Origin of the sequence: Mastigocladopsis repens PCC 10914, assembly GCF_000315565.1 — a bacterium.
Lineage (GTDB): Bacteria > Cyanobacteriota > Cyanobacteriia > Cyanobacteriales > Nostocaceae > Mastigocladopsis > Mastigocladopsis repens.
On record NZ_JH992901.1, the window covers coordinates 2,032,692 to 2,048,150 of the forward strand.

11 protein-coding genes and 1 pseudogene are annotated in these 15,459 nt (G+C 44.2%); 7 read left to right on the plus strand and 5 right to left on the minus strand.

Annotation, left to right across the window (positions count from 1 at the left end; all coding sequences use genetic code 11):
• Positions 1–86: 86 nt before the first annotated feature.
• Positions 87–257: a hypothetical protein gene (locus MAS10914_RS35485; RefSeq protein ID WP_408605895.1), complete on the minus strand. Its 171-nt coding sequence runs from the start codon at positions 255–257 to the stop codon at positions 87–89.
• Positions 258–272: 15 nt separating this feature from the next.
• Here MAS10914_RS35485 and MAS10914_RS30010 point away from each other — a divergent pair.
• Positions 273–731 (plus strand): annotated as a pseudogene (locus MAS10914_RS30010) (nitroreductase family protein); the annotation flags it as partial.
• Positions 732–812: 81 nt separating this feature from the next.
• Here the strand turns inward: MAS10914_RS30010 and MAS10914_RS0111160 are convergent.
• From MAS10914_RS0111160 to MAS10914_RS0111175, 4 genes are all read right to left on the minus strand, one after another.
• Entirely contained in the window at positions 813–1,940 is a 1,128-nt protein-coding gene (locus MAS10914_RS0111160; RefSeq protein WP_017316016.1) for a 30S ribosomal protein S1, read from the minus strand.
• 335 nt (positions 1,941–2,275) lie between these two features.
• A complete protein-coding gene (locus tag MAS10914_RS0111165) occupies positions 2,276–2,383 on the minus strand; it encodes a photosystem II reaction center protein T (RefSeq protein ID WP_017316017.1) in 108 nt (35 codons plus the stop codon).
• Positions 2,384–2,555: 172 nt separating this feature from the next.
• Complete coding sequence (psbB, locus tag MAS10914_RS0111170) at positions 2,556–4,085, minus strand: photosystem II chlorophyll-binding protein CP47 (RefSeq protein ID WP_017316018.1); 1,530 nt, start codon at positions 4,083–4,085, stop codon at positions 2,556–2,558.
• Positions 4,086–4,465: 380 nt separating this feature from the next.
• The gene (locus MAS10914_RS0111175) at positions 4,466–4,798 is read right to left on the minus strand and encodes a hypothetical protein (protein ID WP_017316019.1); all 333 of its coding nucleotides are present in this window, start codon (positions 4,796–4,798) and stop codon (positions 4,466–4,468) included.
• 731 nt (positions 4,799–5,529) lie between these two features.
• Between MAS10914_RS0111175 and MAS10914_RS0111180 the strand changes: the two genes are divergently transcribed.
• The 6 genes from MAS10914_RS0111180 (at position 5,530) to MAS10914_RS0111200 (ending at position 15,227) form a co-directional block, all read left to right on the plus strand.
• Complete coding sequence (locus MAS10914_RS0111180; protein WP_026082486.1) at positions 5,530–7,182, plus strand: ABC transporter substrate-binding protein; 1,653 nt, start codon at positions 5,530–5,532, stop codon at positions 7,180–7,182.
• A gap of 69 nt (positions 7,183–7,251) precedes the next feature.
• Positions 7,252–8,277 (plus strand): ABC transporter permease, encoded by a 1,026-nt coding sequence (locus MAS10914_RS0111185; protein ID WP_017316021.1) that lies wholly within the window; start codon positions 7,252–7,254, stop codon positions 8,275–8,277.
• Between the two features lie 176 nt (positions 8,278–8,453).
• The gene (locus MAS10914_RS0111190; RefSeq protein WP_017316022.1) at positions 8,454–9,782 is read left to right on the plus strand and encodes an nSTAND1 domain-containing NTPase; all 1,329 of its coding nucleotides are present in this window, start codon (positions 8,454–8,456) and stop codon (positions 9,780–9,782) included.
• On the plus strand, positions 9,779–9,961 hold the full coding sequence (locus MAS10914_RS34115; RefSeq protein WP_156818134.1) for a hypothetical protein: 183 nt from the start codon (positions 9,779–9,781) through the stop codon (positions 9,959–9,961). Before MAS10914_RS0111190 ends, MAS10914_RS34115 begins: the two co-directional genes overlap by 4 nt.
• A gap of 19 nt (positions 9,962–9,980) precedes the next feature.
• Entirely contained in the window at positions 9,981–12,677 is a 2,697-nt protein-coding gene (locus MAS10914_RS0111195) for an AAA family ATPase (RefSeq protein WP_026082487.1), read from the plus strand.
• A gap of 75 nt (positions 12,678–12,752) precedes the next feature.
• Positions 12,753–15,227 carry a metallophosphoesterase family protein gene (locus MAS10914_RS0111200; protein ID WP_017316024.1) on the plus strand — a complete coding sequence of 825 codons (2,475 nt, stop codon included), beginning with the start codon at positions 12,753–12,755 and terminating at the stop codon, positions 15,225–15,227.
• The last annotated feature ends 232 nt before the right edge of the window (positions 15,228–15,459 follow it).

The window sequence follows — 15,459 nt, forward strand, 5'->3', positions numbered from 1 at the left end:
AACCTCTCTTTATGTCTCTATCGTAACGAAGTATTAAGCATTTCTAAGCTTTGTAACTGTCGTGGTATCCGTCGCTTAAAGTGTGGTTATCGTACCAATGAATCATAAACCATGAGAAGATTTCTGTTGCCCCGTACTAGTTCTATGCCAATTACATGTCTTCTAACTCGATTCCTTCCCAAGGTCAAAGTCATGCCGATTGACCCTAAAATGAGCAACGGCTTGCGACCAAATTTATCCACGAAGGCGATCGCCACTAGCGTAGTAATGCGGATAATCCAGAGGAATTCAAGCGTCTGCTGCTGAGTTGTTTGGCAGAGGGAAATCAAGTGTGGGCGAAGAACGCTCCCGTTTTGATGATCTCAGTGGCGAAGCTTTACTTTGAGAAGAATGGTGTAGAAAACCGTCATGCATTTCATGATGTTGGGGCGGCAGCTAGTCATCTAGCAATTCAGGCGACTTCTCTGGGTCTGTTTATCCATCAAATGGCAGGATTTGATGTGCAAAAGGCAAGGGAATTGTACAACATTCCTGAGGGATATGAGCCAGTAGCGGCGATGGCGCTTTGCGCCCGCCTTACGGCGATGGCAGTTGGATACCCTGGTCATTCCGAAACACTACCAGAACAATACCGACAGCGCCAGTTGTCTCCACGTCAGCGTAAGCCTTTTGAAACGTTTGTCTTTACCGGAAGCTGGGGACATTCACTTGTGGTCAACAATGAGTCATGAAAAAAGAGGGAGAACCCCTCTTTGTCCTTATCCAATGCTTCTTTTTAAGCAGCCGCTGTAGGCAAGCACAACAGCAATCCGTTACTCTTCAATTGCTACTGGTATTTCCTCTTGAACTGCTACTGGTATGTCCTCTTCAACCGCTGCGGGTATGTCCTCTTGAACTGCTGCAGGTGTTTCCTCTTCAACCGCTGCAGGTGTTTCCTCTTCAACCGCTGCGGGTATGTCTTCTTCAACTGCTGCGGGTATGTCTTCAGCCACAACTTCGTCAGTATTTTCTGTTGCTACTGGTACGGCAGTAATCCCTTGCTGCTTAGCTAACATTTGTTCCCGATACTTGGCAGCCATTTCTTCTGCCTTGTCATAGACCAGATTACGATTCTTAATCATGTCACCTGGTTCGGGTTCTAGTTGTTTTGTGGACAGGGAAATACGACCACGTTCTGCATCCAAGTCAATGATCATGACTTTCACTTCATCATTGACATTGAAGACACTATGAGGTGTATCGATATGCTCGTGGGAAATTTCGGAGATGTGCAGTAGACCGCTGACACCGCCAATATCGATAAATGCACCGTAGGGTTTGATACCACGCACTGTACCAATCACTACCTCGCCAACTTCTAGGCGGTTCATCTTACGCTCAACTAGCGCACGACGATGAGATAAAACAAGGCGGTTACGCTCTTCGTCTACCTCTAGGAACTTCAACGGCAGATCTTCGCCTACTAACTCTTCTTTTGGTTTGCGGGTGCTGATGTGGGAACCAGGAATAAAGCCACGTAACCCCTCTATTCGCACCAAAGCTCCACCACGATTGGTGGCAAAAACACCAGAACGGACAGTTGCATCTTCTGATTGCAACTGCCTTACGCGTTCCCAAGCCCGCATATATTCAATACGGCGAATGGAGAGCGTGAGCTGACCATCTTCGTTTTCATCGGTGAGGATGAAAAATTCCCGCGTTTCGTTTGATTGTAATACTTCTTCCGGGCTATCGACCCGGTTGATAGACATTTCTTGTATAGGTATATATGCTGCTGTTTTAGCACCTATGTCAATCAGAGCGCCGCGTGGCTCTATACTGAAAACTGTACCTGGTACTATATCACCTGGGCTAAAATGATAATCGTACTTGTCTAGTAGAGCGGCGAAATCTTCGTGAGTAAATCCAATTTCAGGAGCGGTTAATTTCTGATTGACCATGCTGATTGTTTCCCGGTTATTCGTCTCCGTAAAGGTTTTGCCTCCTAGCGATGTATATGCAAGAGCCAAATAGGCATTCCACACTTACATCCTTTTTCATCCTAGCGCGAAAAAGCTGATCTGAACACATTACCTTCCAGATCATACATTATACCATTAATTCTTTCTTCTTTTACATTAATTAATACTTTTTTCTCTATCTAGTCAATAGTTATTTATCAATATTATGGTGAAACCCTCCAAAAATGCGAAGGGGTAAGGGATTTTTCGTTTTTGTTTCCCCTCCCCTACAGCCTTTTTATTTTACACCTCATCCGTTCAGAGGACTTGGTGTCCTATTTCTCTTCTTTCTTTTGAACGCGAGGAGGTTCGCGGAAGGCGATCGCAAAGAAGAGAGTTCCTATTGCCAAAGTCAAAATTAAAATGTATGCAACGCTTTCCATAGCTTTAGTTCCTGCCTATTTACCCACCAATTTTAGTGTACCAAGCTACAGGAAAGAATGGTCTGGGGAATGGGGGGTTAGGGATTGCGGATGAGGAAGAATTCTTCCGGTTCCCAGTCACCAATCCATAGTCCCTTTCATTAGACCATTCTTAACTATTTGCTACAAAATTTTAGAGAGCTTCCTTGCGGCGGGTTGTCTTGTCACCCACTTTCTGGAACAGACCCCACTCAACTTGCTCTTCGAGATCCGCATCAACACCAGCAAACACATCTCGGTAGATGGTTCGAGCGCCATGCCAGATGTGACCAAAGAAGAACAACAGCGCAAATACAGCGTGTCCGAAGGTAAACCAACCTCTGGTACTGGTGCGGAATACACCATCAGAGTTCAAGGTTTCCCGGTCAAATTCAAAAACTTCGCCGCCTTGAGCCTTACGGGCATACTTCTTCACATCAGCTGGGTCTTTGAAGGTTTGACCATCTAAGTCCCCACCGTAGAAGCTAACGGTAACGCCTGATTGTTCAAAGCTATTCCTGGATTCTGCCCGACGGAAAGGAATGTCAGCACGGACAATACCATCCTTGTCAGTCAGAATGACTGGGAAGGTTTCAAAGAAGTTGGGGAGGCGACGCACTGTCAATTCGCGACCTTCAGCATCTTTGAACACCGGATGACCCTGCCAAGATTGGGCAATACCATCACCTTTATCCATCGGACCTGTACGGAATAGACCGCCTTTAGCAGGGCTATTACCGACATAATCGTAGAATGCGAGTTTTTCCGGAATTTGCGACCAAGCTTCAGAAAGGTCTGTACCTTGAGCAAGGCTACCTTGTACCCGGCGCGAAATCTCCTGCTTAAAGTAACCCTGATCCCACTGATAGCGGGTAGGACCAAACAGTTCAATTGGGGTGGTAGCGTTACCGTACCACATCGTGCCGGCAACGACGAATGCTGCGAAGAATACAGCAGCAATACTACTGGACAGTACAGTTTCGATGTTACCCATCCTCAAAGCCTTATAAAGCCTTTCGGGGGGTCTAACTGTCAGGTGGAATAAACCAGCAATAATACCTACGACGCCAGCAGCAATGTGGTGAGCGACGACACCACCAGGGTTAAACGGGTTAAAGCCTGCTGGTCCCCACTCCGGTGCCACTGGTTGGACATGACCTGTTAAGCCGTAGGCATCAGAAACCCACATTCCAGGTCCAAACAATCCAGTAAGGTGGAAAGCACCAAAACCAAAGCAGAGTAGACCAGACAAGAACAGGTGAATGCCAAACATTTTTGGCAAGTCGAGGGCGGGTTCACCAGTGCGCGGGTCTTGGAATAACTCCAAATCCCAGTAAACCCAGTGCCAAACGGCAGCTAAGAACAGCAAACCGGAAAGAACGATGTGAGCAGCAGCGACGCCTTCAAATGACCAAAAACCAGGATCGGTTGATGGACCGCCAGTGACGTTCCAACCGCCCCAAGATTGGGTGACACCTAAGCGTGCCATGAAGGGCAGCACGAACATACCTTGACGCCACATGGGGTTCAGTACTGGGTCGCTGGGGTCATAGATGGCCAGTTCATACAAAGCCATCGAACCAGCCCAGCCTGCCACCAAGGCTGTGTGCATCAAGTGTACAGAAATCAGCCGCCCCGGGTCATTCAGAACAACTGTATGTACTCGGTACCAGGGTAGTCCCATCGACTACGCTCCTCCTCGATGATTTATGTTTACAAAGCAATTTTTCAGTTTTTCTTATTGCCACATCAATTTTCCACAGGTTTGTCTTATGAGTCAGACAGTGTGGTTACTTTGGCAATACTTACACTCTTCAGGAGTTTTATCCTGTAGAGTAGCGATCGCCAAGCAAAAAATGAGAATGTTTAAAAAAGTGTAACGTTTGATAGAGCTGTTTGCAAGCGTGTAAACATAAGCATTTACGTAGCTTGACAGTGTTTCAAGCTACGTAACTCTAGAGGTCTTGACTGTTTGTGGAGTGCGCTGTGGGCTAAAGTGCCTCAATACCCTCTACACCCCTACACTGGCGCAGGAAAATCTATTGCGCCCCTGCGTCCCTACATTTAAACCACAAATTGAATATCTTGCAGTTGACATCTAGCTGATGCTGTCCCCAAGCGGTCAATAACCTGTTCGGCACTCATTAACCGCTTGAGCACCACTTGACCGATGGCTTGACCTGATTTACTGACTTGTAGTTGTGTTGTCGGCTTCACTTCCACGGTTAAAATGACATCTTCAACCCGATAAAGCCACAACACTTCGTTTTGTTCTACTAAACAGATATTCATGCGCTGAATGTCTGGTTGGCGTCGCCATGCGGTTATCTGCCAAAGACCATCAGATGCCCACACTCTGCCAACTGTCCAACCCTCAGATAGAAAGAAGTATTTCACACTCTTAGTCTCGCTATTAGACTCTCAATCTACTATTCTTGATTGTCATGTTAGTATCAGTCTGTTTCCCTTGAGCTAGGTATTTTTTTCTGGATAGGGATGCACGTAGGCAACTCACTAACGTACACCTTTTAGCCTACGGGAAAAGCTTAACAAATGTAGATGCTGTATATTGTGAATTTAAAACAAATTTAGCTAATGTTTGGAGGTTTAATTAAATATTTTTTTCAGTTACTCTGGAACAGAAAACTCTATATGTTTGTCTAAGATTTTTTATTTTCAACTTAAGCGCTGTCATAAAGTTGATAATTAAATGTAGTCCTTGCACCCATTTGTTGATTTCAACCTATTACGTACAGAAACGAAGTCTTTGTTGATAGCAAAAATACCTCTAACTCATAAAAAGGTATCAACTAAAGTATAAATTGGAAAAACTAGCGTGGGGCAATTAGTCAAACATATAGTAAAATATCAAACCACTGAGTTCAAAAATATCAATGTTAAGCTGTCAATTCCCTACGGGCAGGGTATAAGGGTGTAGGGGTCTCCATCAATAAATTGAGGGGCTTGTATCCTTATTGGTTCCGGGGCAGAGTGGACAAAAATACAATTCCCTCTTTTTCCCCTACACCCCTACACCCTTAGTTTGGTCAAATATTTAAATGACAGGCAAATACTAGGTAAGATGCTTGCCAACACCAGCTTTTGTCCTTTTAAATTTTAAATTGCTTATGAGCAGGTTTTCCTTGTCCGTGAGACAGTGGAGTCAAATTACTAGATTCCTTTCTTTATTTTGTTTATGTTTACTTTTAGTGGTAAGTTGCTCAAGAAGCCAACAAGTCACGACAACATCATCTGATTCAGTCAATACCTCAACAGGGAATGGTCGCATTACCATAGGGACAACACAAAAACCCCGTACCCTCGATCCAGCTGATGCTTATGAATTAGCATCGCTTGGGTTAGTGTACAACATGAGCGATCGCCTCTACGGCTATCAACCTGGAAGCACCGACGTGAAGCCGCAGTTAGCGACAGCATTACCCAAGGTGAGTCCTGATGGTTTAACTTACACCATTCCCCTGCGTCAGGGAGTTGTGTTTCACGATGGAACTCCTTTTAACGCCAAAGCAATGGCATTTAGTCTTGAACGCTTTATCAAAAACGGTGGGAAACCTTCATTCTTACTTGCAGATGTAGTGGACACGGTAAAAGCCACTAGTGAGTATGAGTTAACAATAAAGCTAAAAAGACCGTTTGCGGCGTTCCCATCACTGCTGGCATTTTCGGGAGTTTCTCCAGTTTCACCCAAAGCTTACGAAATTGGTGCAGGAAAATTTAAGCCAAATATCTTTATTGGTACGGGTCCATATAAGTTAGCGCGATATGGCACAGATTCCTTACAATTTGATGTCTTTGATAAATATTGGGGAGAAAAGCCAGCAAATACTGGCATTAATTTGCAAATTCTCAGCAGTTCAGCGAATTTGTATAATTCCTTCCGCACAGGTGCAGTCGATGTTGCGTACTTGTCTTTGGAACCCGACCAAATTCGCAGCTTGGAAGACGGTGCTAAAAAAGGTGATTGGCAAGCGATTACAGCGCAGGGTAGTGTGGTTAGTTATCTAGTTTTAAACCGGAATCAACAGCCTCTGGATAAAGCAGAAGTTCGACAAGCCATAGCTTCGATGGTTGACCGTCCACTCATAAATCAGCGCGTCTTGTTAGGTCAAGCTGATCCCTTATACAGCATGGTACCGACGACGTTTGATGTTTCCCAGCCATTATTTAAAGATAAATACGGCGATGGCGCGTTAGATAAAGCTAAACAACTGTTAACTGCGGCTGGCTTCTCCAAACAGAATCCCGTAAAAATACCACTTTGGTATCCTGCGAGTTCTCCGACTCGCAATTTAGCAGCACAGACACTAAAAGCTTACGCCGACCAAAAAATGGAGGGGATGCTGCAATTTGAAGTCAACCCTGTAGAAGCCGCTACCTTCTTTAAAGATATAAGCAGGGGTTTGTATCCAGCCGCATTGCTTGATTGGTATCCCGACTTTTTGGACGCGGATAATTACATTCAACCGTTTTTGGATTGCGATAAAGGGTCGGATGCTAAAGGGTGTGAACAAGGAGGAAGTCAGAGTCAGGGGTCGTTTTACTATAGCGAAACCATGAATAAAATGATTGAAGACCAACGCAAGGAACAAAACCCCGAAGCAAGGAAGAAAATCTTTGCCAACATTCAAGCACAGGTAACAACTGATGTCCCTTATGTTCCTCTGTGGCAAAACAAAGACTATGTATTTGCTCGCAAAGGAGTCAGTAGCGTGCAACTTGATCCAACTCAAAATCTCATTTACAAAACAATTAAAAAGTAGTCAAAAGTTAGTCGTTAGTTGTTCTTAACTAACGATTAATAACTAACAATTAACAACTCGCAAAATATTATGTCTCGTTCTAAAGCCTTACAGTATTACATTATTACCCGTTTACTTTTGGCTCCGTTGATGCTATGGACTGTGACCACAGTGGTGTTTCTCTTACTACGAGCAACTCCGGGAGATCCAGTAGATGCCATTCTCGGCGGACGTGCGCCAGAAAGTGCTAAGGAAGAATTGCGAAAACAACTGGGTTTAAACCTTCCTATATGGCTTCAGTATTTGAATTACATGGGACAATTACTAAGTCTAGATTTGGGAACTTCCTTAGCTAGTCGCGGACAAGCTGTTTGGGAGGTCATTGGACAATATTTCCCAGCAACTGTGGAATTAGCGGTTTGCAGTATGGCAGTTGCACTGATAGTTGGAATTGGGATTGGAACTCTTTCTGCTTCTCGTCCTGGAACTTATTTGGATGTTGGAGGGCGATTATTTGGTATTATCACATACTCGCTCCCCATGTTTTGGGCGGGGATGATTCTGCAATTAATTTTTGCAGTGCAATTGGGTTGGTTTCCTTTGGGAACGCGCTTTCCTACAACTATGCCAGCCCCACAAAGTATCACTGGTTTATATACAATTGATAGTTTATTAAGTATAAATTTAAGTCAATTTTTCACCGCTTTACATTATCTTGCACTTCCTAGTATCACTTTGGGAGTTTTGCTAAGTGGTATTTTTGAGAGGATTGTGCGAGTGAATTTAAAGCAAACATTGCAAGCAGATTATGTAGAAGCTGCGCGTGCAAGAGGTATTCCTGAAAGAAAAATTTTATTTTCTCACGCTTTAAAAAATGCTCTTATTCCCGTGATTACAGTTATGGGGTTGACCTTTGCTTCTTTGTTAGGTGGAGCGATTTTGACTGAAGTCACATTTTCTTGGCCCGGACTGGCAAATAAGTTATATGATGCCATCAACTCGCGAGATTATCCTTTGGTGCAGGGAGTTCTGGTATTTTTTGCGGCAATTGTTGTGATTGCAAGTATTGTGATTGATATTGTAAATGCTTATGTAGATCCAAGAATTAGGTATTAGGTTAGGGTGTAGGGTGTAGAGGGATTAGAGAATTCATTACACCCCACATCCGAATACAATTCAAAAAGAAATAACATGATTTCATAGTTGATACTGGCAAATGCTCACACCCTAGAAGCGTTACTCAGTCATTAGGTGTTATATTCTTCAGTAATTTAACTCTTATAATTGCCTGAATGAACGGTGCTATTTCTGTAAAAATCCTGTTTTTAGCAGCCGATCCGAGTGATGCTTCTCGGCTACGTTTAGGGCAAGAGTTACGAGATATTAAAGAAAGATTGCGAATAGCCAAAGCGCCAGAAAAATATCAGCTAGAACAGCGAGAGTCTGTAAGAGTAGGGGATATCACTCAAGCTATATTTGATGTTGAGCCAAATATTATACATTTTTCTGGACATGGCACAAGTCAGGGAGAACTTGGCTTTGAGAATGAAGTAGGCAAATTCCAGCCTGTGACACCTGATGCTTTGGCAGCAATGTTTGAGTTGTTCGCAAAGCACGTAAATTGTGTAGTGCTGAATGCTTGCTATTCTGAAATTCAGGCACAGGCGATCGCTCAACATATCCCGTTTGTGATTGGGATGAATGACGCAATTGGCGATAAAGCTGCAATTTCCTTTGCTGTTGGTTTTTACACAGCATTAGCAGCAAATCGTTCGATTGAAGATGCTTATAAGTTTGGCTGTGTAGAGATTCGACTACAAGGTATTCCAGAACATCTCAAACCAGTTATTTATGTAAAAAAAGACCTAATTCCTGACTCACAACCGAGATTTGAAAAGGCAAGTCCCAACCCCTTCATTCCCCTAAACGGCAGAGTAGAAGATACACAACGGTTCTTTGGACGGGAACGCGAAATGCAGGGGGTGTTCGAGGTGCTTAACAGCGGTAGTAGTGTAGTAGTGATAGGAGAAGAAGGTATCGGCAAATCCTCACTGCTATGGGCTATTTGCCAACAGGCGAAAAATTGTCTACAACCGCCGCGTCAGCCAGTTTTTTTAGATTTGAATGAAGTCGATAATGAAGATGAATTCTACAGTGAGTTGTGTCACGAGGTGGGTATCCCGGAAAGCAAAGGGGTTATTTTAAACCGGAATTTGAAAGGACATAAAAATAAAGTGCTACTTTCCTTAGACAATGTAGGAAAGATGACTTGGCAAGGGTTTACCCGTGGAGTACGAGATAAGTTGCGCGGGTTAGCCGAGGGGAGTAATGCCCCGCTGAAGCTGATTTTAGCTGCGACTGAACCACTCAACGACTTATTTAACGATAGTCATGATGAAGGTAAGACATCGCCGCTGGAAGGGATTTGCCAAGAGGAACACATTCAGCCTTGGGATGAAACCACCATGCGTGCTTTTATTGCTAGTCGTTTGGCAGGGACTTCTGTGAGGTTTAGTGAGGAGGAAATTGTGCAACTTGTGGAGGAAAGCGGCGGACATCCTCGGAAACTCATGCAGCTGTGCTATCGAACTTATGCGCGGTATGTGGAAGGTGTGGAATGAATTCAGTTCTTGCACAATTATCGTATATCGTCCACGACCGCCTAGGATTAAAATCCCAGGCTGATAGCGCAAGTCCACTCAAGTGGACTCTCACAATCGTTATGGTTTGCAGTCCTCTTCAGAGGACTTTGGCTATGAGCCAGGAAATTCATTTCCTGGCGGGTTGTGCGGCTGAGTGAGAATGGCGGAGAACCTGCAATGAACCAACAAACCCCTGTACCACGCTTAGACTTAGCCCCCAAACTGAAGCGCCCCCTCTCGCTGTGGAACCCCCTGGATTACCTGCGCCTGTTGTACTGGGTGTTTTACTTCCCCCAAGCTTTGCGGTGGTACGTGGACACTTTCGGGGGTGGGTATATTCCTTCATGGGAAATGAATTGGCGAAAGGAATGGGAGTTGCTGCGTCAAAATCCTATTCAACGGAATTTGCTTTTCCAAGGGTTGGTGTTAACAGTTGTGACATCGCTTTTTCTGGGTGGGTTTCTTCAGCAACTGCACATTCCTATTAATTGGTATGGCGTGGCGAGTGGCGTGGCGATTTGCGTGGCGGGTGGGGTGGTGTTTGGCATGGCGAGTGACGTGGCATCATTCGTGGCGAGTGGTGTGAGGTTAGGCATGGCGTCATTCGTGGCGAGTGGCGTGGCGTTTGGCGTGGTGTTTGGCGTGGCGTTTGGCGTGAGGTTAGGCGTGGCGTTATTCGTGGCGAGTGGCGTGGCGGGCGGCGTGGCGTTTGGCGTGGCGTCATTCGTGGCAAGTGGCGTGGTGTTTGGCGTGGCGAGTGGCGTGGCGTTTGGCGTGGCGTTTGGGGTGGTGTTAGGCGTGGTGTTTGGCGTGGCGTTTGGCGTGGTGTTAGGCGTGGCGTTTGGCGTGGCGTTTGGCGTGGCGATACTCCGTCCGGAAAATTGGCTTTTGGGTTTACCTTTTGTTGTGCGGTTCCCCCACAATAGACAATGGCAAATCCCCCGTGTTACCGCACTTCCGCTTTACTCCCTGTCTTTTCGGTTGAAAAATTGGCTGCGTCGAGAGTGGGAGACTGGTTTGCATAATGCTAACCAACTGCTGGCTTACACTCTTCAATTCATCCCCGTGATTCAAGCTGTAAATCAGGTGTTAGCAGAAACGCCTCCAGAGCAAGTCGTCTTTCGTGTCGTTCAGCTAGCAGAAGACCCTTTTGATTGGCAACTTGTGCGTTTTTCCTCTGCTTCTCTTAATGAAACGCTCAAGTCAACGTTTGTCGAAGATTTCTTTTCTTTGCCATTTTTCTTTTTCTTTCCTCGTCGTTGGAAAGAACAACTCCAACCTCGTTTTTTCACAGACACTCGCTTAGACACTCCAGCCCGTGCGACTGCAGCTGGTTTCTGGTATCTGCATGAAAAAGAACTAGCGAAAGCTGAGGAGGCTTTTGAAACAGTGCGTTCTCTTCTCTATGGTGAAGAAATGTTCACCCTTGCCCAAACTTTAGCAGCTTTTAACAAAGCAAAGGAACCAGATGCGATCGCTACAGTTGAAATTCCTCCCTTTCCACAAGAACCCCTGCTGCGTCCAGTTACCTGGCAAACTCTCACATCTCTACGTTGTGTCGTTGAGAATGCCGAGATTATACAGCGCAGTCAGTCTGCTTATCAACGCTCCTCAGCACTCAACCGTGCTTTAGGGGAACTCACAGAAATTCTAGATAATCCTGATACTCTGCCGCAAGCAGAACGCGGGTTAATTGTGGACATTGCCCAAACTTGGAAAACAGCCTTGGAGAGGATAGCCAAGGATGTCGGGAAAATTTCCATCATTGAACCTGTCAAGAACCCTTATGTTGTCGGTCCTCCAGTAGAGGGAGAACTGTTTGTTGGGCGAGAAGATGTGATGAGACAGTTAGAGGAGTTGTGGGTGAGAAGTTCTCAACTCCAGTCTGTTGTTATCTATGGTCATAGGCGGATGGGCAAAACTTCCATCTTGCGGAATGTCGCCAAGTTTGTAGGAGAAGGTGTACAGGTAGCTTATGTCAACCTCCTAGAAGTTGCAGATGCTCCCCAAGGAGTGGTAGAGGTGCTGATGGCGATTTCTGATGCCATTTCTGAAGTGATGCAAATTCCACCTCCAAGCAATGAGGATTTGCTGAGTCTTCCGCAACGGACGTTTTCAAGATACTTGACACAGGTGGAGGGAGAACTAGGAACTAAGGGTTTAATTGTCGCCTTAGACGAGTTTGAACAAATCGAGAAACTGATTGAGGCGGGAAAAATTCCTGTAGACTTTATGGGGTATCTCCGGGGGTTAGCGCACAAAAGCTCTAAAATCGCCTTTGCCTTCGCAGGGTTGCATACGTTGGAAGAGATGACTGCAGATTACTTTCAACCTTTCTTCGCTAGCGTCATTCCTATCCACGTTGGTTTCATCGAAGCTAAACCTACCCATCAGATGTTAGCAAATCCAGCTATCGAAGACTTTCCGCTCGACTACACGCCGGAAGCTCTTGATAAAATCTACGAACTCACGCACGGACAACCTTATTTAGTACAGCTTGTAGGTTTCCAACTCGTCCGGCGCTACAATGACGAGGTTTTTAACACAGGACGTGCCCAAGATCATATCCTTAAAATAGAGGAGGTCGAGGCTGTTGTCAACGACTCTGAGTTTTTCCAGCGGGGACGCTACTACTTTGATGGCGTTTGGGGTCAGGCGGTGCGGGGTGCTGCTGGTCAGCAGGCGATACTTAGGGCTTTAGCACCATCACCAGAAGGGCTAAGTCTTGAGGCGTTATCTCAAAGTACAAGCATAGAAATTGCTCCTTTACAAGAAGCACTTAATACTCTAAAGCGTCATGATGTCGTTGAAGAAATTGAGGGACGCTGGCGCATTATCGTAGAACTGTTTCGTAAATGGGTCTTAAAGTTGTAGAATATTATTTCTCTAAAAGCGACATATTTTAGGGCAATAATATTCTCAAACTGTATTATTGATGGCAGAAGATTCATGACATGGACATCTCTACAAGAACGAATTAATCAGCTGCCACTTATTCTTGCAGGACCAATTCTCAGACGCACTGAACCTAATGCAGTAACTGTATGGTTAGCCTTGAAAGAAAGCCGTAATGTTACTTTAGAAATATTTGATACTCACAAAAAAAGACTATTTAGTGGTAGTAGACAAACGACTCAATTTGGTACTCACTTGCATATAGTTGCTGTCACTGCTAAAACTTCATCAAATATACTTTTATATGGCGATAATTATCTTTACAACTTATATTTTGGTTATGGAGAAACGCTGCATCAACCTGGTGTATTAACTCCAGAAGGGTCAATTAAAAACATTACATATCCTCAATACGAGTTGCCTAGTTTTGCACTTGTGCCTAGTCATTTAAATGATGTGCGAATCATTCACGGTTCTTGTCGCAAGCCTCATGGTGAAAGTCTTGATGCACTGGTGGCAGTAGATAAAATGATTAAAGAAGCGCTAGAACAAGACCCAAAAAAACGACCGCATCAACTCTTCCTCACAGGCGATCAAATCTATGTAGATGATGTGGCAGATGCCTTACTTTTCATGTTAATGGATGCTAGTCAAACTCTTTTGGGATGGACGGAAAGATTACCAGATGTCAAAAATGTTGAGGAGTTAAATCCAGGAAAGCGGAACAATTTAGCAACACATACTGCTGGGTTTACGGCAAGTCTGAGCAAAATTAACACGATTTCCAATCTTGCCAAAAGTCATTTATTCACATTAGGTGAATTCTTGACAATGTATTTATTTGCTTGGAGTGATGTGCTGTGGACTAAACCCGAAGATTTCCCAACATTTGAAGATGTTCATCCCGATGCACCCAGATTTGGAAGAGGTCGAACTTCATTTAGAGAAGACGTTGGCTATTTACAAGATTTTCAGGCAACACTTAAGGATGTTCGGCGTGCATTAGCAAATATTCCTACATACATGATATTTGATGATCATGAAATTACTGATGATTGGTTTTTAAATGTGGCGTGGTGCGATCGCACCCTCAATAAACCTCTTGGTAGGCGGGTACTGCAAAATGCTTTACTTGCCTATGCTGTCTGCCAAGCTTGGGGAAACACACCAGAACAGTTTGAACAAGGCAAACCAGGAGATGCACTCCTCAAAGCAGCCGAGGCGTGGTCAACTTCCTTTGGGATAACCGCACAACACGAACAAGAAATTACTTTGCGCGTTGGTTTGCCATCCCTAACAGATATTAGAACAAGTCATCCTAGACGAGTTACCTATCAAGAAGGTTCTTTGAAATGGCACTATACTGTAACTGGTCCAGAATATGAAGTTTTAGTTCTAGACACACGCACTTGGCGGGCATTCCCAGGTCAGGACTTTGATTTTCCTGCACTTTTAAGCGTTGAAGGTTGCGATGAACAAATATCAAAAGTCGTTCGTCCAGAAAATGCAAAGGTAACTTTGGTGATATCACCCGGTCCAGTCATTGGCTTACCCTTTTTAGAAGCCGTACAAAAAATAGCTAAAAGTGTCACAGAAAAACTAGGGTGTGCTGCTTGGGGTTTCGACCCAGAAGCTTGGGGTTTAGAAGAAACAGCAATTGAAAGGCTGTTTGCCAGACTAGCACTACGGGCGTTACCTGCCCAAAAAAGCCGTGTCATTATCTTATCTGGTGATGTTCACTACAGTTTTGCAGCTCGCTTGCAATACTTGGCAATACGTCCTTTCCAAAGTTCTCACTATGTAGAGACGCTGGATGCAGCATCTCTACAATTAGTTGTTGCCCAATTTACTAGCAGTTCGCTTAAGAATGAAGCCAAAGGATTAGGTGGTAGTCGTTCATTACACACCAAGGGTTTTGTTCCTTTTAGGATTATCAAATATATACCAACAATAGAGATTTTAGGGTGGGAGAACAAAGGAGGGAAGGAACTAGAAATTGGTGTTTTTTACACTCTTGTAGACAACACAGTTCAACATCTTCCTTGGAGGCTTAAAGGTAGTCCAGCCAAAGTAAATTTAGTGCAAGAGCGCGATTGCTTTAGAGCATTACAAATCACCAAAAAACCTGAATGGTGGTATCGAATTGACTTTTTGTTAGCCAAATCGGAAAAAATTAATCAACTGCGAAGCTCTCATCCTGTCCAATCATATTCTGTCAAAGCGCCTCTACCAGGACAAGACCGCAAGCCGCTTTTGGAACAATACCTGGCAATGGCAAAAAACTATCGAGATTATATAGGTAAAAAAGGACAAGGTAAAGAAGTTGTAGGATTAAATAACATAGGTGAAATCACTTTTGAGTTAGTGAATGGTAAAGAAATCGCTGTGCAAACTCTTTGGTGGCGGCTGGAAAGCTGCCAGAAAGGCAAGCTATTGGAACCTTTCCCATTAACGAGAACTGAAGTCTCACTAGTATTTGATGACCAAAACTATCCAATGGATGAAGTGCTAAGAGAAGTTAAACCATGAGTCATATTATGTCCGTTTAAATAACCTTAATAAATTCCTAGTGAGGACAAGAGTCCTCTTGCTTGAGAAAGCAAGTACTAAAGTCCTTATTACAAACAAGTTTTATTATGGGTAATTTCCCGAACATGATATTATTGCTTGGCGTAGATCTTTTTATAAATTTTTATTAAAAAATAGTAATATTTTGCGTAATATCCTGTGTTTGGACTGATAAAGATAGCATATGCTGCAA